Source organism: Aeromicrobium sp., assembly GCF_014378035.1.
Taxonomy (GTDB): domain Bacteria; phylum Actinomycetota; class Actinomycetes; order Propionibacteriales; family Nocardioidaceae; genus Aeromicrobium.
This window is the reverse complement of sequence record NZ_JACMOM010000210.1, coordinates 1-19,213: the sequence shown is the minus strand read 5'-3', so window position 1 is coordinate 19,213 and position 19,213 is coordinate 1. Positions and strand designations below refer to the sequence as shown.

23 protein-coding genes and 1 riboswitch are annotated in these 19,213 nt (G+C 67.6%); of the genes, 15 read left to right on the top strand and 8 right to left on the bottom strand.

Features of this window, described 5'->3' with window-relative positions; genetic code table 11:
- Positions 1–306: 306 nt before the first annotated feature.
- Positions 307–1,134, top strand: a complete 828-nt coding sequence (locus H7290_RS11040) for an alpha/beta hydrolase (protein ID WP_290514066.1) — start codon at positions 307–309, stop codon at positions 1,132–1,134.
- Between the two features lie 100 nt (positions 1,135–1,234).
- Here the strand turns inward: H7290_RS11040 and H7290_RS11035 are convergent, their stop codons facing one another.
- Genes H7290_RS11035 through H7290_RS11025 form a run of 3 tightly spaced genes read right to left on the bottom strand, consistent with a single transcriptional unit; the run spans position 1,235 to position 4,218 of the window.
- Complete coding sequence (locus H7290_RS11035; RefSeq protein ID WP_290514065.1) at positions 1,235–2,368, bottom strand: AI-2E family transporter; 1,134 nt, start codon at positions 2,366–2,368, stop codon at positions 1,235–1,237.
- 9 nt (positions 2,369–2,377) lie between these two features.
- Positions 2,378–3,106, bottom strand: coding sequence for a uracil-DNA glycosylase (locus H7290_RS11030; RefSeq protein WP_290514064.1), 729 nt, complete (start codon positions 3,104–3,106; stop codon positions 2,378–2,380).
- The gene (locus H7290_RS11025) at positions 3,052–4,218 is read right to left on the bottom strand and encodes an MFS transporter (protein ID WP_290514063.1); all 1,167 of its coding nucleotides are present in this window, start codon (positions 4,216–4,218) and stop codon (positions 3,052–3,054) included. Before H7290_RS11025 ends, H7290_RS11030 begins: the two co-directional genes overlap by 55 nt.
- A 46-nt stretch (positions 4,219–4,264) precedes the next feature.
- Here H7290_RS11025 and H7290_RS11020 point away from each other — a divergent pair, with 46 nt between their 5' ends.
- Positions 4,265–5,485 (top strand): MFS transporter, encoded by a 1,221-nt coding sequence (locus H7290_RS11020; RefSeq protein ID WP_290514062.1) that lies wholly within the window; start codon positions 4,265–4,267, stop codon positions 5,483–5,485.
- Between the two features lie 13 nt (positions 5,486–5,498).
- Here the strand turns inward: H7290_RS11020 and H7290_RS11015 are convergent, their stop codons facing one another.
- Both H7290_RS11015 and ald read right to left on the bottom strand, forming a co-directional pair.
- Entirely contained in the window at positions 5,499–5,720 is a 222-nt protein-coding gene (locus tag H7290_RS11015; RefSeq protein ID WP_290514061.1) for a hypothetical protein, read from the bottom strand.
- A gap of 38 nt (positions 5,721–5,758) precedes the next feature.
- Positions 5,759–6,871 carry an alanine dehydrogenase gene (gene ald / locus H7290_RS11010; RefSeq protein ID WP_290514060.1) on the bottom strand — a complete coding sequence of 371 codons (1,113 nt, stop codon included), beginning with the start codon at positions 6,869–6,871 and terminating at the stop codon, positions 5,759–5,761.
- 130 nt (positions 6,872–7,001) lie between these two features.
- Here ald and H7290_RS11005 point away from each other — a divergent pair, with 130 nt between their 5' ends.
- A complete protein-coding gene (locus H7290_RS11005; protein WP_290514059.1) occupies positions 7,002–7,469 on the top strand; it encodes an Lrp/AsnC family transcriptional regulator in 468 nt (155 codons plus the stop codon).
- 5 nt (positions 7,470–7,474) lie between these two features.
- Here H7290_RS11005 and H7290_RS11000 read toward each other — a convergent pair whose 3' ends face one another.
- Genes H7290_RS11000 through H7290_RS10990 form a run of 3 tightly spaced genes read right to left on the bottom strand, consistent with a single transcriptional unit; the run spans position 7,475 to position 10,604 of the window.
- Positions 7,475–8,068, bottom strand: a complete 594-nt coding sequence (locus H7290_RS11000) for a GNAT family protein (protein WP_290514058.1) — start codon at positions 8,066–8,068, stop codon at positions 7,475–7,477.
- A gap of 40 nt (positions 8,069–8,108) precedes the next feature.
- Positions 8,109–9,536, bottom strand: coding sequence for a trehalose-6-phosphate synthase (locus H7290_RS10995; RefSeq protein WP_290514057.1), 1,428 nt, complete (start codon positions 9,534–9,536; stop codon positions 8,109–8,111).
- A gap of 39 nt (positions 9,537–9,575) precedes the next feature.
- Positions 9,576–10,604 (bottom strand): Gfo/Idh/MocA family oxidoreductase, encoded by a 1,029-nt coding sequence (locus H7290_RS10990; protein WP_290514056.1) that lies wholly within the window; start codon positions 10,602–10,604, stop codon positions 9,576–9,578.
- Positions 10,605–10,657: 53 nt separating this feature from the next.
- Between H7290_RS10990 and H7290_RS10985 the strand changes: the two genes are divergently transcribed.
- The 12 genes from H7290_RS10985 to H7290_RS10930 form a co-directional block, all read left to right on the top strand.
- Complete coding sequence (locus H7290_RS10985) at positions 10,658–10,954, top strand: DUF3263 domain-containing protein (protein ID WP_290514055.1); 297 nt, start codon at positions 10,658–10,660, stop codon at positions 10,952–10,954.
- A gap of 11 nt (positions 10,955–10,965) precedes the next feature.
- The gene (locus tag H7290_RS10980; RefSeq protein ID WP_290514054.1) at positions 10,966–11,529 is read left to right on the top strand and encodes a LytR C-terminal domain-containing protein; all 564 of its coding nucleotides are present in this window, start codon (positions 10,966–10,968) and stop codon (positions 11,527–11,529) included.
- Positions 11,530–11,537: 8 nt separating this feature from the next.
- The gene (otsB, locus tag H7290_RS10975) at positions 11,538–12,329 is read left to right on the top strand and encodes a trehalose-phosphatase (RefSeq protein WP_290514053.1); all 792 of its coding nucleotides are present in this window, start codon (positions 11,538–11,540) and stop codon (positions 12,327–12,329) included.
- Complete coding sequence (locus H7290_RS10970; RefSeq protein WP_290514052.1) at positions 12,319–12,783, top strand: hypothetical protein; 465 nt, start codon at positions 12,319–12,321, stop codon at positions 12,781–12,783. The genes otsB and H7290_RS10970 overlap by 11 nt, the downstream gene beginning before the upstream one ends.
- Positions 12,784–12,886: 103 nt before the next feature.
- Positions 12,887–13,000: riboswitch (SAM riboswitch) on the top strand.
- 16 nt (positions 13,001–13,016) lie between these two features.
- Positions 13,017–14,282 (top strand): threonine synthase, encoded by a 1,266-nt coding sequence (gene thrC / locus H7290_RS10965; protein ID WP_366927625.1) that lies wholly within the window; start codon positions 13,017–13,019, stop codon positions 14,280–14,282.
- 37 nt (positions 14,283–14,319) lie between these two features.
- Positions 14,320–14,598 (top strand): MoaD/ThiS family protein, encoded by a 279-nt coding sequence (locus H7290_RS10960; protein ID WP_290514050.1) that lies wholly within the window; start codon positions 14,320–14,322, stop codon positions 14,596–14,598.
- A 149-nt stretch (positions 14,599–14,747) separates the two neighbouring features.
- Positions 14,748–14,954 (top strand): cold shock domain-containing protein, encoded by a 207-nt coding sequence (locus H7290_RS10955; protein ID WP_290514049.1) that lies wholly within the window; start codon positions 14,748–14,750, stop codon positions 14,952–14,954.
- Positions 14,955–15,107: 153 nt separating this feature from the next.
- Positions 15,108–16,934 (top strand): hypothetical protein, encoded by a 1,827-nt coding sequence (locus H7290_RS10950; RefSeq protein WP_290514048.1) that lies wholly within the window; start codon positions 15,108–15,110, stop codon positions 16,932–16,934.
- A complete protein-coding gene (locus H7290_RS10945; RefSeq protein ID WP_290514047.1) occupies positions 16,931–17,110 on the top strand; it encodes a hypothetical protein in 180 nt (59 codons plus the stop codon). Before H7290_RS10950 ends, H7290_RS10945 begins: the two co-directional genes overlap by 4 nt.
- Entirely contained in the window at positions 17,107–17,466 is a 360-nt protein-coding gene (locus tag H7290_RS10940; protein WP_290514046.1) for a hypothetical protein, read from the top strand. The genes H7290_RS10945 and H7290_RS10940 overlap by 4 nt, the downstream gene beginning before the upstream one ends.
- Complete coding sequence (locus H7290_RS10935) at positions 17,463–18,695, top strand: hypothetical protein (RefSeq protein ID WP_290514045.1); 1,233 nt, start codon at positions 17,463–17,465, stop codon at positions 18,693–18,695. Before H7290_RS10940 ends, H7290_RS10935 begins: the two co-directional genes overlap by 4 nt.
- Positions 18,696–18,964: 269 nt before the next feature.
- A partial coding sequence (locus tag H7290_RS10930) for a TCP-1/cpn60 chaperonin family protein (protein ID WP_290514044.1) occupies positions 18,965–19,213 on the top strand: 249 nt, incomplete at its 3' end.

The following is a 19,213-nucleotide window of genomic DNA, read 5'->3' as shown; positions in this document are numbered from 1 at the left end:
GGCAACACCGCCATCCTCGAAGGCACCAAGGTCTTCATCAGCCCGGTCGCTGCCGGCCTCCTGAACGACACCTTCAAGACCGACGCCGTCACCAAGGACCTCCTCGTCGGCGTCGCCAAGATCACCGTCAACACCAAGTAGCACTGACGGTCATCCAGTACACCCAGTAGGACGAGCGGTGGGCCGGTGAGCAACTCACCGGCCCACCGCTGTTTCTCCTGTCCGCGTCCGCGCTGACGGCCTGCCGACCCTGTGTCGAGCAGTCGAAGCACCATCATCAATGAACATCGAAGTGGGAGTTCAGCAATGCCGAAGATCACTGCAGGAACTGACAACATCGAGCTGCACTACGAGGTCGCCGGAGCCGGCGCGCCCGTGGTCCTCATCCACGGATGGCCACTCAGCGGCCGCGCCTGGGAGCCCCAGGTCGGCGCGCTCGTCGAGGCCGGTCATCAGGTCGTGACCTACGACCGCCGTGGCTTCGGAGACTCTTCACAGCCGTGGGACGGTTACGACTACGAGACCTTTGCGAAGGACCTCGATGCGCTGCTCAGCCATCTCGACCTCAACGGCGTGACACTCGTCGGTTTCTCGATGGGTGGTGGAGAAGTCGTCCGTTACCTCGCGACGTACGGCTCGGCCCGAGTGTCGAAGGCTGTTCTCGCGTCCGCAGTGCCGCCCTACCTCTACAAGAGCGACGACAACCCCGACGGAGGACTGGACGACGAGACGATTGCCAGCTTCGAGGGTGGTGTCGCGGGAGACCGCTTGGCATTCCTGGACGGCTTCGTCACGAAGTTCTTCACCGCGGGTGACGGCGACGAGCTCGTCAGCAAGCCGCTGCACGATTACAGCGTGCAGACCGCCGCGTTCGCGTCGCCCAAGGGCACATTCGACTGCATCGGCGCCTTCGGCCGTACGGATTTCCGCGACGACGTCTCGACCATCGACGTGCCAACCCTCGTGATCCACGGCGACTCGGACGGGATCGTGCCGTTCGAGATCAGTGGCAAGCGGAGCGCCGAGGCCATCAGTGGCAGCACGCTGCACGTGATCGAGGGCGGGCCCCACGGCATCAACGTGACGCACGCCGACGAGTTCAACCGCGTCCTGATCGAGTTCCTCGCGAGCTGATCGGACAGCAAAGGTCCTCCTCCCCGGTTGGGTAGGAAGAAAACACTGTGGGTGCGTGACCGTCTTGGGGACGCACCCACAGTGCTGTCTGAAGGTGGACTCAGTCGCGGTCGTGCTCTTCCGCGGCCATCGCGTCTTCCTTGGGCGCGAACACCGAGACGGAGTCGTCGATCTGCTCGTTGGTGTAGCGCAAGATCTCAGCGATGGTGGCAGCGACGGGCACGGCGAGGAACGCGCCGGTCACCCCGAAGAGCGTGCCGCCCCCCGTGACGGACAGCAGCACCACGGCCGGATGCAGGTTCATGTTCTTGCCCTGCAGCATCGGCGAAAGAACGTTGCCCTCGAGCTGCTGCACCGCGACGACGATGATCAGGGCGATCAGTGCGTCCTTGGGGCCGTTCGTGACCAGCGTGACGAGCACCGCGATCCCCCCGCTCACGAAGGCTCCGATGATGGGGATGTAGGCGCCGAAGAACGTCAGCACTGCCAGCGGAATGGCGAGCGGTGAGCCGAGGATGGCCAGCCCGGCACCGATGATGACGGCATCGATCAGTGCGACGAGCGACTGGGTGCGGATGAAGCCACCCAGGGTGTCCCACGTGCGCTCGAGAAGCTCGACGAGGTGGTTTCCCGCACGCCGTCCACCGAGGATCGTGATCCAGGGGAGGAACTTGTGGCCGTCCTTCACGAAGAAGAAGGTCAGCATCAGGATCAGCACGAGGTTGACGATGGCCGAGGTCGCCGCACCGAGGGTGGAGAAGATGCCTGAGCTGATGGTGGCGGCGCTGGCGGTGAGCTTGTCCTGCACCGCCGAGATGGCGCTGGTGATCTGACTGTCCGACAGGTTGAGCGGCTCGCCGGTCACGTAGTCGCGGATCTTCTGGAGTCCGTCGGACGCACCGGTGGCGACTTCCCCCGCCTGGCCGGCGACCTGGGGCGTCAGCACCGCGATGATGCCGACGACGATGCCGAGGAAGCCCACCACGATGACCGCGGCGGCGAGGGCAGAGGGCCAGCCCTTGGATCGCAGCCATGCCGCCGGGGGAGCCAAGACAGTGGAGACGATGAGGGCGAGGGAGACGGGGTACAGGACGATCCACGCCTTGCCGATGGCCAGGCCGAGGATCACGGCGGCGAGGGCGATGACGATGATGCGGATGCCCCATCGCTGCATGGTGGCGAAGCCCTCGTCGATCACCACGCCGCGGTCGCGGATCTGTTTCTTCTCAGTCACCCGGACACCTTATCTGCGGAGGTCCCAGTTGACGCGATCTGCACCCTGTTCGGCCAGCAGCTCGTTGGCCCGGCCAAAGGGACGCGAGCCGAAGAATCCACGCGATGCCGACAGCGGACTGGGGTGTGCAGACTCGAGGCAGGGCACGTCGCCGAGCATCGGTTTGAGCCGTTGGGCGTCGCGCCCCCACAAGATCGCGACGAGGGGCGACTCGCGGGCGACGAGTGCACGGATTGCCTGCTCGGTGACCGCCTCCCATCCTTTGCCGCGATGGCTGGCTGGTGCGCCGGGGCGCACTGTCAGCACTCGGTTGAGCAGGAACACGCCTTGACTCGTCCACGGAGTCAGATCGCCGGACGGTGACCGGGGGATGCCGAGATCGGACTCGAGCTCGGTGAAGATGTTGGTCAGGCTGCGCGGCAGCGGTCGCACGTCGGGCGCCACCGAGAATGACAGGCCCACGGCATGGCCGGGCGTCGGGTAGGGGTCCTGGCCGACGATCAGCACCTTGACCCCCGCCATCGGTTCGGCGAAGGCGCGCAGGATGAGGTCACCTGCCGGCAGGTAGGGGCGCCCTTCGGCCACCTCGGCCCGCAGGAACTGCCCCATCGCCGCGATCTGGGGTGCGACAGGCTCGAGAGCCTCAGCCCAGTCGAGCGCCATGACGTCGGCGAGCGGCGTGGTCACACGAGCTGCTTCCGGAGTGCCGACGGCGCAAGCAGACCGGCGATCAGGCATCCGATGATTGGCACGGCGAATGCCGTGGTGAGGGGTACCCAGTGGGTGAGGATCCCGATGATGGCCGGCCCGGCGAGCAGCCCCAGGTAGCCGACGCCCGTGACCCGCGCGAGGTAGGTTCCGGCCGCCGCGGGGTCGATGTTGCCCGCAGCGCTGAAGAACTGGGGAACACAGCCGGCCAGACCGACGCCGAAGACACCCCAGGCGACGATCGCGATGACCTGGGTGGGCGCGAGGGCTGCTCCGAGGAGGCCAGCGGCGCCCACGATCGCCGCGCGTTGCACGTAGGCAGCGGCGCCGATGCGGGCCACGATGCGGTCGGCCACGAGACGCACGAGCGTCATGGTCACGGAGAACGCACCGAAGGCGAGGGCAGCGGTGGTCGTGCTCGCATCGAGCGAGTCGTGCAGGTGGACGGTGCTCCAGTCGTACGCCACGCCCTCGGACAGCAGCAACGCAAAGGCGAGGAGGGCGAGGACGACGACGCGAGAGCTCCACGGGGCTCGACGCCGACCACTGTCGCCGTCGCCACCTCCGGTCGAGGCGTCCAGCGGCACCACCGCCGGAGCGAGCAGGGCGCGTCGGGCGGTGAGGGTGATGATGATGCCCAACGCACCCGCCAGCCCGAGGCTCAGGCGGATGTCCGTGCCGAGAGCGAGGAGGCTGCCGCCGATGATTGCGGACAGCAGCCCGCCGAGGGAGAAGAACGCGTGGAAGGCGCTGAGGATCGGACGACCGTACGCACGCTCGACCTCGATGGCGTGCGCGTTCTGCGCGACGTCGATGACGCCGTTGATCGCACCGAACACTCCGAGCGCGACCGCCAGTCCGGCGGTGCTTGTCGCCATCGCCGGTCCGATCAGCGCGATGCTCAGGCCGAGACCCCCGACGACGAGGACCACCCTGCTGCCGACATGGTCGATGAGCCTGCCGCCGACCTGCATGCCGGCGAAGGCAGTGCCGCCGAGCAGCAGCAGGAGATAGCCCAGCATCACCGTGGAGGTGCCGGTCCGGTCCCTGATCTCGGGGATGTGCACGACCCACATGCCGAGGGTGAAGCCGTTGAGCGCGAAGAAGGCGAAGGTCGAGCTTCGCGCGCGGGCGAGCGGCATGGCTCGACACTATCGGGGTCTGTGGCACCCGTAGACTGCCCGGGCTGTGTCAGCCATCGCCTCCTACCGCGCCCTCCTGCGGATCGTCGGACCCGCGTACATCCTTGTGGCGTTCCTCGGGCGCATCCCGCTGGCCATGAGCCAGCTCGGGGTCCTGGTGCTGGTCAGCACGACCACGGGCAGCTACGGGGTCGGTGGGGCCGCCGCTGGCATCCTGGCCGTGGCGAACGCCATCGGGTCTCCCGTGGCCGGTGCCCTTGCCGACCGCATCGGGCAGCGGCCCGTGGTGCTTGCACAGTCCATCGGGGGAGCGCTCGGACTCACCGCCGTCGTCGTGGTCACCGACCCCGGCGCATCGAACGGGGTCATCTTCGTCGCAGCGGCGCTCGCAGGTCTGGCGATCCCGCAAGTGGGTCCGCTGGCCCGGGTCCGGTGGCGTCCGATCACCCGCGAGGAGGGAGACCAGCGCCGGCTGGTCGACGCAGCGTTCTCGTACGAAGGCGCCGCGGACGAGGCGTCCTTCGTGCTGGGCCCGGCCATGATCGGGGTTCTTGCCATCGTCGCCGAGCCGGCCGGTGCGCTGCTCGCCGCCGCGGCACTTCTCGCGGTGTTCGGGTCGTGGTTCGCGGTCCACCCGACCTCGGTGCTCGTGGCCAGACGCACCTCGGCGGACGCGGTGGGCACGGGGGCGCTCTGGACCGGCGCGTTCATCGTGCTCGTCGGCGCCCAGCTGTGCATCGGCATGATCTTCGGCAGCGTGCAGACCGGTACGACGGTACTCGCCACGGCGGAGGGGCATGCCGGAATGGCCGGCCTGATCCACGCCGTGCTGGGTATCGGCAGCGTCATCGCCGGGCTGGCCGTCACCGGGCTGCCCGAGCGTGTGCTGTACGCGACCCGGATGCTTGTCGCCGCCCTCGGTCTGCTCGGGCTGTCGTCACCGCTGCTGCTCGTCGACTCCATCGCCTCGTTGATCGGGGTCATTGCCCTCCTGGGCTTCGCGGTCGCGCCCTACATGATCAGCAACTTCGCGCTCGCAGGCATTCTTGTCCCGCTGCACCGGGTCAGCGCCGCCATGACCCTGCTCGCCGGTGCCACCGGGATCGGCTACGCGCTCGGCGCGTCGATCGCCGGACGGCTGGCCGACGACGGCGGTGGCCACACCCCGGCATTCGCGGTCACGGTGTCGTCGGCGGGGCTCGCGGTGCTGCTGGCGATCGGGGCCAACCGGCTGCTGCGAGAGGCTCGTCCGGTCGGAGCCGTCTGAGCCCACGGGTGCGTCAGCGCCGCCGCTTGTAGAGGCCGACCGCCAGGGCGAGTGCACAGGTCGTTCCGGCGAGGATCGTCGCCAGCCACACCAGGAACACGAGCGACAACCCGGTCGGCGACGTCAGGCCCGAGAGCAGGCTGGCCACGAACGCCCCGATGACGGCGACGATGCCGGACCTGATCGCCTGCTCCAGCTCGCGGTCACCGGGTCTGCTCCTGCGACCGTCATCCATGCGGCCCATTCAACTACGTGATCAGGTGTGTGTCCTGCTCAGGCGAGAGCGCTGAGCGGTGTGACCTCGAGTCCGAGGGCCTCACCGACCGGCCCGTTGACGAGCTTGCCGTTGTGGGTGCTGAGGCCACCGGCCAGCGCGGCATCGTCGCTGACCGCCTGGTGCCAGCCCTTGTCGGCAAGGGCGACGACGTAAGGGAGCGTGACGTTGGTCAGCGCGTACGTCGAGGTGCGCGGCACGGCGCCGGGCATGTTGGCGACGCAGTAGAAGACCGAGTCCTGCACGCGGAAGGTCGGGTCGTCGTGCGTCGTCGGACGCGAGCTCTCGAAGCATCCGCCTTGGTCGATCGCAATGTCGACAAGCACAGAGCCGGGACGCATCGTGGCGACGAGGTCGTCACTCACGAGCGTGGGGGCCTTGGCGCCGGGCACGAGCACCGCGCCGACGACGAGGTCGGCCTCGCGGACGGCCTTCTCGATGGCGTAGGAGTTGGAGGCGACCGTCGTGATGGCTCCACCGAACTGGGCATCCACCTGGCGTAGCCGTGCGACGTTGAGGTCGAGGATCTGGACGCGGGCACCCATGCCGTGCGCGACCTGTGCCGCATTGACTCCCGAGACACCGGCACCGATGACGACGACGTCGGCAGCGTGCACGCCCGGGACGCCGCCGGGCAGCACGCCGCGACCTCCGCCTGAGCGCATGAGGTGGTAGAAACCGACCTGCGGAGCAAGCTTGCCGGCAACCTCGGACATCGGGGCGAGCAGCGGCAACGAACGGTCGGGCAGCTGCACGGTCTCGTAGGCGATCGACGTCGTGCCGGAGGTGAGCAGCGCGTCGGTGCACGGGCGGCTGGCGGCGAGGTGAAGATAGGTGAAGAGCGTCTGCCCGCGGCGCATGCGGCCGTACTCCTCGGCGATCGGCTCCTTGACCTTGAGCACGAGCTCGGCGCTCGCCCACACCTCATCGGCGGTCTCGAGGATCTTCGCGCCGGCGGCGACGTACTCCGCGTCAGTGATCGACGAGCCCGCGCCAGCGTCGCGCTCGACGACGACGTCGTGCCCGTGGCGGGTCAGCTCGTGCACACCGGCCGGGGTGATGGCCACTCGATACTCGTGGTTCTTGATCTCGCGGGGGACGCCGACCAGCATGTTGATCTCCTAAGGATTCCGGACTCCCATCCTGAACTAAGTGCGGAATCAGGCGCAACCGAGTGAAGATAATTCTGTATTGTGTTATCTGAGGGACCAATGCACGAAAACCACGAGGTCAGGACACGTCATGCCGAAGGATCTTCGGACGCTCGACGACATCGACGAGCGCATCGTCGCGGCCCTACGCAGCGAGGGTCGCTTGCCCAACAACGCGCTGGCCGACACGGTAGGCATCGCCGCCTCGACCTGCCTGACCCGTCTGCGGAGCCTGGTCGATCGCGGCGTGATAGCGGGGTTCCATGCGGAGGTGGACCCGGCCTGGCTGGGCCGACCCATCCAGGCCATGATCGCGGTCCGGCTGAGGGCAGATGCCCGCGCCGCCATCAACGAGTTCTCGCACCGTCTTGCCGGCATGCCGGAGGTGCTGAATGTCTACTTCCTCGCCGGTGCCGACGACTTCCACGTGCACGTTGCCGCCCGCGATCCGGAGGACCTGCGGGCATTCGTCGTCGATCACCTGAGCTCGGCACCGGAGGTGGCGCTCACTGAGACGAACCTGATCTTCCAGCACACCCGCGGCCGGCTCTCGGACTGAATCGTTCAGCCCAGCTGCTGCTCGAGGGCAGCACGAGCAACCGGCCACTCCTCGTCGGTCATCGAGAAGACGACGGTGTCACGCCACGAGCCGTCGCGGCGCAGGCGGTGCTTGCGCAGGACACCCTCGCGCTGGGCGCCCAGTCTGGCAATGGCGTCCTGCGACCGCTCGTTGAAGATGTCGGTGTGCCACACGGCCCGTACGCAGCCGAGGTCGTCGAAAGCCCTGCGGAGCAGCAGCAGCTTGGCCTCGGTGTTGAGACCGGTGCGCCAGAACCTGCTGCCGATCCAGGTGTGCCCGATCGCGACCGTACGGTTGTCGGGGTCGATGTCGTAGTAGGTCGTCACGCCAGCGACCTCACCAGACGCCCGGTCGACCTGCACCCACATGATGATGTCGGTACGGGCGAGGTAGGTCGCCACGAGCGCTTCGGCCTCCGTCGACGTCGACGGTCGGTCGGCTGCCAGCCAACGGAAGACCGCGTCGTCGTCGGCCGCGGCGAGGATGCCCGCCGCGTGGTCGCTGCGCAGCGCCGTGAGCCTGACGTGGTCGCCGACCAGATCGGGTGTGTCGCGCCACTGGCTCGGGCGAGTGCTCACGCGTCCAACCTCATGACCCGGCGGCGGGGGTCAGGCGGCGTCACACGGGCCGGGGGTTCTTGACGTGCGGGTTGCGCATCGAGGTGAGCTCGCGCAGGAAGTTGCTGGCCCAGAGCTCGATGTCGTTCTCCATGACCTGCTTGCGCATGGCCTTCATGCGACGGGCGTTCTCACGCGGGCTGGCATTGATGGCGGCGAGCATCATGCTCTTCATGCCGTTGATGTCGTGCGGGTTGACCTGATAGGCCGACTTGAGCTCGGAGGCGGCGCCGGCGAACTCGCTCAGGACCAGGGCCCCGCGCTCGTCGTAGCGGCAGGCGACGTACTCCTTGGCCACGAGGTTCATGCCGTCGCGCAGTGGAGTGACGACCATGACGTCGGCGGCACGGTAGAGAGCGGCCATCTCCTCGCGCGGGTACGACGCGTGCAGGTAAGTGACGGGTTGCTGGCCGATGCGGCCGACATCGCCGTTGATGCGGCCGACCAGCCGGTTGATGTCGTCGCGCAGAATCTTGTACTGGTTGACCCGTTCACGCGATGGCGTGGCGACCTGCACGAACACCGTGTCGTCGACAGGAAGCGACCCTTCGGCGAGAAGCTCGCCGAAGGCCCGCAACCGCTGGCGGAGCCCCTTGGTGTAGTCGAGCCGATCGATACCGAGCAGCACGGTCTTGGGGCTGCCGAGGCTCTCGCGGATCTCGGCGGCACGGGCGATGACCTCCGGAGTGCGGGCCAGCTCTTCGAAGCCTGCGGCATCGATCGAGATGGGGTAGGCCTTGGCGAGCACCGAGCGACCGTCGGGCAGGTAGATCATGTCGCGATGCGTCTTGTGTCCGACCCGCTGTCGCACGAGGCGGACGAAGTTCTGGGCCGCGCCGGGCATCTGGAAGCCGACCAGGTCGGCGCCCAACAGACCCTCGAGGATCTGCCGGCGCCACGGAAGCTGCTGGAACAGCTCGGTGGGAGGGAACGGGATGTGCAGGAAGAAGCCGATGCGGAGGTCGGGTCGCAGCTCGCGCAGCATGCTGGGCACGAGCTGCAGCTGGTAGTCCTGCACCCAGACCACAGCGTTGCGGCGGGCCACCTTGGCGGCGCGCTCGGCGAAGCGTTGATTGACTCGGACGTAGGAGTCCCACCACTCTCGGTGGAACTCCGGAGGCGCGACGACGTCGTGGTAGAGAGGCCACAGGGTGGCATTGGAGAAGCCCTCGTAGTACTCCTCGATCTCCTCGACAGACAGCGGCACCGGCACGAGCTGGAGCCCGTCGTACTCGAAGGGCTTGAGCTTTTCATCAGGTGCCCCGTGCCACCCGATCCAAGCTCCGCCGTTGCTGCGCATGACGGGCTCGAGCGCCGTGACGAGGCCGCCGGGGGACTTCCGCCACATCATCTCGCCGTCGGGGCCGAGGACCCGGTCGACGGGCAGGCGGTTGGCGATCACCACGAAGTCTGCGGTGCCGATCGCCATGCGCATCACCTTAGCCTGCGCATCTGACGCCCGCGCTGGTCATCGTGGTGCCACGCCGAGCTGATGCAGGATGTCGGCCATCTGCCTCATGAGCGACACCGTCTCGTCGAGCGGCAGGAGCGCCGACTCCGTCGCCCCCGCGCGCAGGCAGGAGGCGACCTCCTCGATCTCGTGGGCGTATCCGCGACCCGTGACGGGTAGCCCGATCGTCTCCACCGGGCCGCCGCGCCCTTCCGCGCCCTGCGTGTACGAGAAGGCGGTCGGGTGGTGGAATCGCGCGGGCACCTCGATGAGCCCGCCGTCGCCCGCGATGGATGCTCGGTTGTCGCTCCGGGCCACCTGGTTCCAGGCGATGTTCGCGACGGCCCCGCTCGCATACGTCATGGTGGCACCGGCGTTGACGTCGATGCCGCCCGAGAGGGTGCCTGCCGCGACGATCGCCTCCGGCTCACCCAGCACGAGGTGGGCGAAGGTCAGCGGGTAGATGCCGACGTCGAGCAGCGCGCTCGCGCCCAGGGCCGGGTCCCACAGCCTGGCCCGGTCGCGCGGGGCAACGAAGCCAAGCTCGGCGCGCACCTGCCTGATTTGGCCGCAGGCGCCTTCCTCGACCATCTGCCGGATGCGCCTGATGTTCGGGTTGGCACGCATCCACATGGCCTCGGCGAAGAACAGCCGGCGTGACCGGGCCTCCGCCACGAGCGTCTCAGTGTCCGCGACGTTCATGGTCAGCGCCTTCTCGCACAGGACCGCCTTGCCCGCCTCGAAGCAGGTCATGACGTCCTCGAGGTGGCGCCCATGAGGCGTCGCGACGTAGATGACGTCGACCTCGTCGTCGGCGGCAAGGTCCTCGTACGACCCGTGGGCACGGGCTCCTCCGAATCGCTCGGCGAACTCCCGCGCGGCCTCGGGGTGCCGTGACCCCACCGCGGCGAGCACACTGCCCGGGACGAGTGCCAGGTCCGTGGCGAACGTGGCGGCGATCTTCCCGGTGGCGAGGATGCCCCAGCGGATGGGCGTCACCTGTGGGGACTCTTCGCTCACAGACTCATCACTCAAGGAAAGTGTCATGACATTCATCATGCCAAATGACAGCGGTGTGATTCATGTCTTAGGATCGGCGTATGAGTGCAGTGGAGAAGCCCAACGCCGCGACTCCGGTCGTGGCCGAGTCGCTGTCCGATCGTGACCGCGAGATCCTTGCCCTCGAACGGCTCTGGTGGCAGTACGCCGGCGCGAAGGAGCAGGCGATCCGCGACAAGTTCGACATGTCCGCCACCCGCTACTACCAGGTGCTCAATGCGCTGATCGACCGTGAGAACGCCCTCGCGTTCGACCCGCTGCTGGTCAAGCGCCTTCGCCGGCTGCGGGCACAACGTCAGCGCAGCCGTTCGGCCAGACGCCTGGGCATCGATCTCTGAAGGTACCTGAGGTGGATCACCGCAGGACCCCCAGCCGCAAGGCATTCGTGCCTCCCGGCTGGTTCATCGTCCTGACCCTGCTCGTCATCATCGGCTCGACCGGCTGGCTCGGGTGGGCGTTCGTCGACGGCGCAGACAAGACCCTCGTGAGCGCCACCCCTGCGCCCAGCGTCGCAGCCAGCCCGACCCCCACAGCCCCCAGCTCGACGCCGACTCCGACCCCCGAGAAGACGACTCCACAACCCCAGAAGACCAAGGCACCCCAGAAGACCAGAGCACCCGAGAAGACCAAGGCCCCCGAGGTCCAACGCGATGCCTCCGTGTCGGTGCTCAACAACACCCGCAACCCGGGGCTCGCGGGCAGCTTCGCTGCGCGGGTCCGGCAGACCGGTTGGGTCGTCGCGTCCGTCGGCAACTGGCGTGGCTCGGTCCCCGGCAACACCGTCTACTACCCGGCGGGCTTCCAGGACCGGGCCTCGCTGCTCGGCTCGGACGTCGGCATCGGCCGCATCCTGCCGGGCGTCACGCCGATGCGCATGGACCGGCTGACCATCATCCTGGCCGGACCGCAATAATCCTCGGCATGGCCTCGTCCACTCGTGCCGCCGTGGTCGCAGACCCCGCCGGCACCCTTCTTGCCCTCGATTTTGACGGCACCCTCGCCCACGTCGTCACGAATCCCTCCGAGGCGTACGTCCACGAAGACTCCCTCGCCGCCCTGGGTCGCCTCGGACGAGTGCTCGGGCAGGTCGCCATCATCACCGGCCGCCCCGTGCGACAGGCGCTCGAGCTCGGTGGGTTCGAGGGCCGCGACGGCCTCGAACGGCTGATCATCTGTGGCCAGTACGGCGCCGAGCGGTGGGACGCTTCCACCGGCTCGATCGACGAGCCCGAACGGCCCGAGGCGATCGCCGGACTGGCGAAAAGGTTGCCCGACTGGCTCGCCGGGCACCGAGCTGGCCATGTGCGCATCGAGGACAAAGGTCTGGCAATCGCGATCCACACCCGAGGCATCGACCCCACGCTGCTCGATGAGCTGCGTGCCCCGTTGGCCTCGCTCGCCGCCGACCTCGGTCTCGCCGTCGAGCCGGGTCGCCAGGTCATCGAGGTGCGCACGCCCGGCATCGACAAGGGTGGCGCGCTGCGTGGTCTCGTCAACGACCTCGGTGCACGTCAGGTGATCTTCGGTGGGGACGATCTCGGCGACCTACCGGCGTTCGACGCGGTCGACGACCTCAAGGCGTCCGGCATCGCGGGCCTGCTCCTGTGTTCGGAGTCGCCCGAGCAGGACGCCCTGGTGTCCCGCGCCGACATCGTCCTCGCGGGTCCTGACGCGGTGGCGGCCTGGCTGGGCGATCTGGCCGATGAGTTCTGACGCAGGTCTCGCTTTCCTGTCGTTGCCGCACACCAGCTGGACCCGTGTCCGCACCGCCATCAACTGGGTCAACCTCAGCACACCGCTCGGCCTTGCCGTGGCCCGCTTCGGGGGTGCGACGATCGTGCGTCGGGGGAGAGGCACTCACCTGGCCACCGGCTATCGGTTCGGGTTCCCGCAAGCGAGCGCGTTCACGGTTGGCAGCGTGATCATCAGCGCACAGGACCTCGCCTGGTTCGACGATCGACTGATCCTCCTGCGGCACGAGGACCGGCACTGCACGCAGTACGCCTTCGCGCTCGGCGTCGTCATGCTCCCGCTGTACGTGCTCGGGGTGGCGGTCTCCTACGTGCTCGCCGGCGACCACTCGTCGTACAACCCGTTCGAGCGGCTCGCCGGCCTCGCGGACGGCAACTACCCGCCTCCCAGGACCCGCTTCGCCCGCAGGCCCTGACTGACGGGACTGTTCCGGAGGCTGAGCGTGACCAGAGGCCGAACGAGAATGTCCAGCATTCGGACCAAGTAGACACATCGTGAGACGACTCGTAGGCTGGTTTCACTCATCACGAGGGGTAGAGGGACACGGCCCGACGACACCCCAGCAACCAGTCCGCTCCTGGACCAGGTGCTCATTCCGTCCCGGGCGACAGCCGACCCGGGAAAGATGACCAGGAGGCAGTCGTGAGCATCAGCACCGCCCAGACCCCCACCCGCACCACCCGCGAGGGCGCCTTCGGGAACGCCGTCGAGCTGGTGTGCCGCGAGTGCGGCACGACCCAGGCGCTCGGCCCCCACTACGTGTGTGTCGAGTGCTTCGGACCGCTGGAGATCCGCTACGACTTCCCCGCCATCACGCGCGAGCAGATCGAGGCCGGCCCCAGCAACATGTGGCGCTACAAGGCGCTCCTCCCCGTGCCGGACGACATCGAGCTCAGCCCCAACCTCGAACCCGGCTACACGCGGCTGCTCAAGGCGGACAACCTCGCCGCAGAGCTCGGTCTGGCCAACCTCTGGGTCAAGGACGACAGCACCAACCCGACCAACTCATTCAAGGACCGCGTCGTTGCGTGCGCCCTGAGCGCCGCCCGCGAGCTCGGCAGCAAGGTCTTCGCGTGTCCATCGACGGGCAACCTCGCCAACGCCGTCGCGGCGGCTGGGGCGCGTGCCGGCATCAAGACCGTCGTGTTCATCCCAAGCGACCTCGAGACGGCCAAGAAGATCAACTCGGCGGTCTACACCGAGAACCTCGTCGCCGTCGACGGCAACTATGACGATGTCAACAAGCTCGCGAGCGAGATCGCCGGCGAGCGCGACGGGTGGGCGTTCGTCAACGTCAACGTCAGGCCGTTCTACGCCGAGGGGTCGAAGACCCTCGGCTATGAGATCGCCGAGCAGCTCGGCTGGCGTCTGCCTGACCAGATCGTCATCCCGGTCGCCTCCGGTTCGCAGCTGACCAAGGTCCACAAGGCGTTCCAGGAGCTCATCTCCCTGGGGCTCGTCGAGGACAAGCCCTACCGGGTGTTCGGCGCTCAGGCCACGGGATGCTCGCCAGTCTCCGAGGCCTATCGCCAGGGCTGGGACGCCATCAAGCCGGTCAGGCCCGACACAATCGCCAAGTCCCTTGCCATCGGCAACCCGGCCGACGGCATCTACGTCCTCGACATCTGCCGCGCCACCGGCGGCGCTGTGGCCGACGTCTCCGACGAAGAGGTCCGCGAGGCCATCGTGCTGCTCGCGCGCACGGAGGGGATCTTCACCGAGACCGCGGGTGGCACGACTGTCGGCGTGCTCAAGAAGCTCATCGACACCGGTCAGCTCGATCGCGACCTCGAGACTGTCGTCATCAACACCGGTCACGGGCTGAAGACGCTCGACGCCGTCGGCGATCTGGTCGGTCCCGCGGCCACGATCGCTCCTACGTACGAGGCATTCGTCGCGGCCGGCATCGCCTGACACCGTCCCCACGCCAGAACATATCGAGGAGCAAGACATGACAGTCGCAGTGCGCATCCCCACCATCCTTCGCACCTACACCCAGGACCAGTCCCAGGTGACAGCCGAGGGGGCGACCCTCGCCGAGGTGCTCGAGTCCCTGGAGACCAGCTTCGCTGGCATCAAGGCCCGAGTGGTCGACGACGAGGGCAAGCTTCGCCGCTTCGTCAACATCTACGTGGCCGAGGAGGACGTCCGGTTCTCGCAGGGCCTCGACACCCCGACCCCCGACGGCGCCCAGATCTCCATCATCCCCGCCGTGGCCGGTGGTTGTTGAGCCAGCGGGAGCTGGAGCCCGCCGTAGCCGGTGGGTGTTGAGCCAGCAGGGGCGGGGGCGGACACGCCGCGAAGCCCCGCCGTATAGGCTTTCCGACTGAGGCCCTCGGCAGGTGGGCTTCAGTCGGGTTGACAGGTGGGAGTGGCGGCATGGTGCAGGGCACCGTCAAGTGGTTCAACGCAGACAAGGGCTACGGCTTCATCGAGGTCGAGGGCCAGGATGATGTTTTTGTCCACTGGTCCAAGATCGCGTCCGACGGCTACAAGACCCTCGAGGACGGCCAGAAGGTCGAGTTCGACATCGTCGACGGTCCCAAAGGCCGCGAGGCGCACGAGGTCATCGGCCACGCGGTCTAGCGACAACAGAACGTGAAGCGGGAGCCCGGTCTTCGGACCGGGCTCTTCGCATCCCATTGCGTGCGGCGCTGGTTCAGGCCCCCGGGGAGGCTTCAACGCGGCCTGGCGTACATGACATTTGCCATGTGACATCGCCGCTGACATACTCACGGTATGTTCATCATCGCGACAGACCCCGCCACTGCCCCCGTCGGCGGCGCAGCGCTCGATCAGGTCCTTGGCCTGTCGATCGCTGCCGGCCTCGTCACGTCGGTGCTTCTCGTCATCGCCTGGGCCCACCGCACGCACCGCATCGAATGGTTCCAGAAGCTCGGCGAGAGACTCGGTCGGCGATACGGTGAGCCCGGATGGTCGACGATCCCCACGATGTTCGTCGGCAGCTCACTGATCGTCGCCCTGCTCGGCTTCATGTGGGACGTCAGCCTGCACGCGGGTCGGGGCCGTGACGCCGGACCGCTGGCCAACCCCGCGCACTACCTGATTCTCTACGGGCTCTTCGCCCTCTTCGTGGCGGGAATGTCAGCGATCGTCTACCCCCGTGACGGAGAGAAGCCCGGCATCGCATCAGTGCGCATCACGCGGCGGTGGTACGCCCCGGTGAGCGGCATCTTCATTGCCGGGTGCGGGCTGTACGCCCTGATCGGTTTCCCGCTCGACGACGTATGGCATCGGATCTTCGGCCAGGACGTGACGCTGTGGGGTCCGACGCACCTGATGCTGATCGGTGGGGCGGGACTCTCGACCGCCGGCATCATCCTGCTCAACCGCGAGGCAGAGATCGCGATGCGACTGAAGGGTCTGGAGCAGCCCGCATGGCTGCGGACCGCGCTGCTGGCGAGTGCGTTCGGCGGCCTGCTGATCGGCCTGTCGGTCTTCCAGGCCGAGTTCGACTTCGGCATCGCTCAGTTCCGCATGGTGTTCGCACCGATGATGATCGCGGCCGCCGCCGGCATTTCGCTGATCGCCGCGCGACTCTATGTCGGACCGGGCGCGGCAATCGCTGCTGCGGTGTTCTTCCTGCTGATGCGCGGCATCATCTCCTTCGTCGTGACCGACGTGATGGGAGAGGCGCACCACGTCTTCCCGCTGTATCTGGGCAGCGCCCTGATCATCGAGCTGCTGGCCCTGACCAAGCTCAAGGACAAGCCACTCTGGTTCGGAGCGGTCGGCGGCCTGCTGATCGGCAGCGTCGGCAGCGTCATCGAGAAGCTCTGGAACGATCAGGTCTTCCAGTTTCCGTGGACGCAGGACATCTGGGTGGAGGGCCTGTTGATGGCCGTGCCGGTCGCCATTGCCGCCGGCCTCTGCGGCGCGTTGTTCTCACTCGGGCTGCAGGGCAGGTTGCCCGCTCGAAGCGTCGGCCGCATCATCGTCACCGGTTCGGTGCTCGTCACAGCGTTGGCGGTCGCCAACGGACTGCACGCCACGGTGCCCAAGAACGCATCGGCAGACTTCGCCCTCACCCAGGTCGGCACGGTCGCCGAGCCCGAGGTCACCGCGAAGGTCTCACTCACGCCCGGCCTGGTCGACTCGCACCCGGCGTGGGTGCAGATCACTGCGTGGCAGGGCGGCGGCGCCGGCGTCGGGACCGATCGGCTGCGCCGTACCGGTCAGAACAGCTGGGAGTCGACGAAGCCCGTGCCGGTCGGCGGCAGCTGGAAAACACTGCTGCGGGTGCAGGACGGCCGTACGCTCGCCGCGGTGCCGATCTTTCTTCCGGCCGACGGACCTCTCGATGCCAGTGAGGTGCCCGCCGCGGCCTCGTTCACTCGACAGTTCGTGCCCGAGATCGACATCCTGCAGCGCGAGCGCAACAATGGCGCGCCCGGCTGGATGTGGGGTGTGGCCAACATGGTCGTGCTGCTGTGCAGCCTCGCGATCATCATTGGCATCTCTGTCGCGGTCTCACGGGTCGCCCGCCGGATCGAGGAGCAGGAAGACGCTTCAAGAACCGACCGCACACCTACCCTGACGTCATGACGCCCGCTGGAGACCAGCTTCTCGCCCACCATGCGGCGCTGCTCGCCATCCCGGCGATCGTGCCGGCCGTGATCGTGGTGGGAGTGGTGCTCTACATCGCTCGCAAGGATCGACGCGAGGAGCGAGATGAGCGCGACCTCATCGAACGTGCCTTCGACAAGGACGACACGGAGTGAAGTTGGCACTGGCCCTGGGTGCGGCAGTCATGCTCCTGGCTGCGTGCGCGACGTCCGGCTCGGAGTCCGACGGGGGCTTGGGTGCCGGGGGGCCGGTGGTCGAGATCGTCGTGAAGGACGGGAAGGTCACGCCCGAGGGCAGGCGCGTCGAGGTCACGGTGGGTCAGGAGATTGCGCTGCATGTCACGAGCGACGCCGCCGAGGAGCTGCATGTGCACTCTGATCCTGAGCACACCTTCGAGGTCGCCCGCGGAGGCGACAAGACGTTCACCTTCACGATCAGGACGCCCGGTCAGGTCGCTGTCGAGGCACATCATCTTGGCGTCACCATCGTGCAGCTCGTCGTCCGTCCGTGATCCAGACCCACGGTCTCGGTGGGCCGACCGACCTGCCGATCCCGTTCCTCTACGCCATGGTCGGCGCCTCGTGGGCGCTGACGATCTCGTTCGCGGTGCTCGCCCTTGCGTGGAAAGAGCCTCGATTCACGCGGCAGCCTGAGACCGGACCGGCCCCTGCACGCAGGCCGTGGCTCGCTGTCGTCGGCGTGGTGCTGACGGCTTGGGTGTTGATCGCGCTGTTCGCTGGTCCTGACGGCTCGACCAACGGTGGACTCGGGGCGGTCTACATCTTCGTGTGGGTCGGACTCGTCCCGCTGGCGCTGGTGGCGGGCCATGTCTGGCGCGAGCTGTCACCGTGGCGCACCCTGATCGGTTCCTGGCGCGGGATGTGGGCGTATCCGGAGCGTCTCGGCTACTGGCCCGCCGCGGCCGGACTGTTCGCGTTCGTGTGGCTCGAGCTCGCCTCGCCCGACCCGGGTGACGTCGGCGCCGTCCGGATCTGGGTGCTCCTCTACCTCGTCGCCATGGTGGGTGGTGGACTCGCGTTCGGGACGCGATGGTTCGACCGTGCCGACCCGTTCGACGTCTACAGCGGCATCATCGCGCAGCTGTCGCCGCTCGTGCAGGATGGGCGATGGAGGCCGCACAACCCGCTGCGGACCCTGCCGCAGGTGCCGGTCCGGCCGGGGCTCGTGGCGGTGCTGGCGATCCTGCTCGGGTCGACGGCGTACGACAGCTTCTCGGCGTCACAGTTCTGGCAGAGCCGGACACTCTCCACCCTGCAGCACACCTCGACGCTGCTGGGTTTCTGCCTCATCGTCGCCGTGCTCTTCGTCCTGGCGGCTCGTGCCACGGGCGGAATCACCGCGACCGATCGGCGGGCGCTGCCGGGCATGTTGGCGCACTCGCTGGTGCCGATCGTCGTGGGTTACGTCTCTGCCCACTACGTGACGTATCTCCTCGAGAAGGGGCAGGCTGCGTTCTTCGCGATGCTCGATCCGCTGGGACGTGGCTGGGAGCCTTTCGGCGACCCCTCGACGCAGTACTTCCTGACCCAACACACGTCGTGGCTGGCCGGGCTCAAGGTGACCCTGGTCGTCGTGGGCCACGTGCTCGCCGTGATCGCCGCCCACGACCGCGCGCTGGCACTGCTCCCGAGGGCGCACCGCCTGAGTGGCCAGCTGGCCATGCTTCTGCTGATGGTCGCCTACACCTTCACCGGCCTCTACCTCCTCTTCTCGGTCTAGGACCCACCTGCCCGGCTCCCAGACGTGAAAGGTTTGCCGCGCCGGGGCGACCTCGCGTGACCGAAAACTCCTGAGATCTGGGAGGGGGAGGGGTGGGCTGATTGCGCGTCGTTGATTAGCACTCGTATGATGAGAGTGCTAGAACCACGGATCAGACCGATGAGGTTGTGGGCCGAGGCGAGAAGGGTTCGCCGCACGCCGCAGCCGTCCGTCGCGGGCATCGCCTGATCCTCCCCCCACGTCGACAACCAAGTCGGAGAAACTCACACATGGCAAAAACCATTGCTTTCAACGAGGAAGCCCGTCGCGGCCTCGAGCGCGGAATGAACCAGCTCGCCGACGCCGTCAAGGTGACGCTCGGCCCCAAGGGTCGCAACGTCGTCCTGGAGAAGAAGTGGGGAGCCCCCACGATCACCAACGACGGTGTCAGCATCGCCAAGGAGATCGAGCTCGAGGACCGCTACGAGAAGATCGGCGCCGAGCTCGTCAAGGAGGTCCCCAAGAAGACCGACGACGTC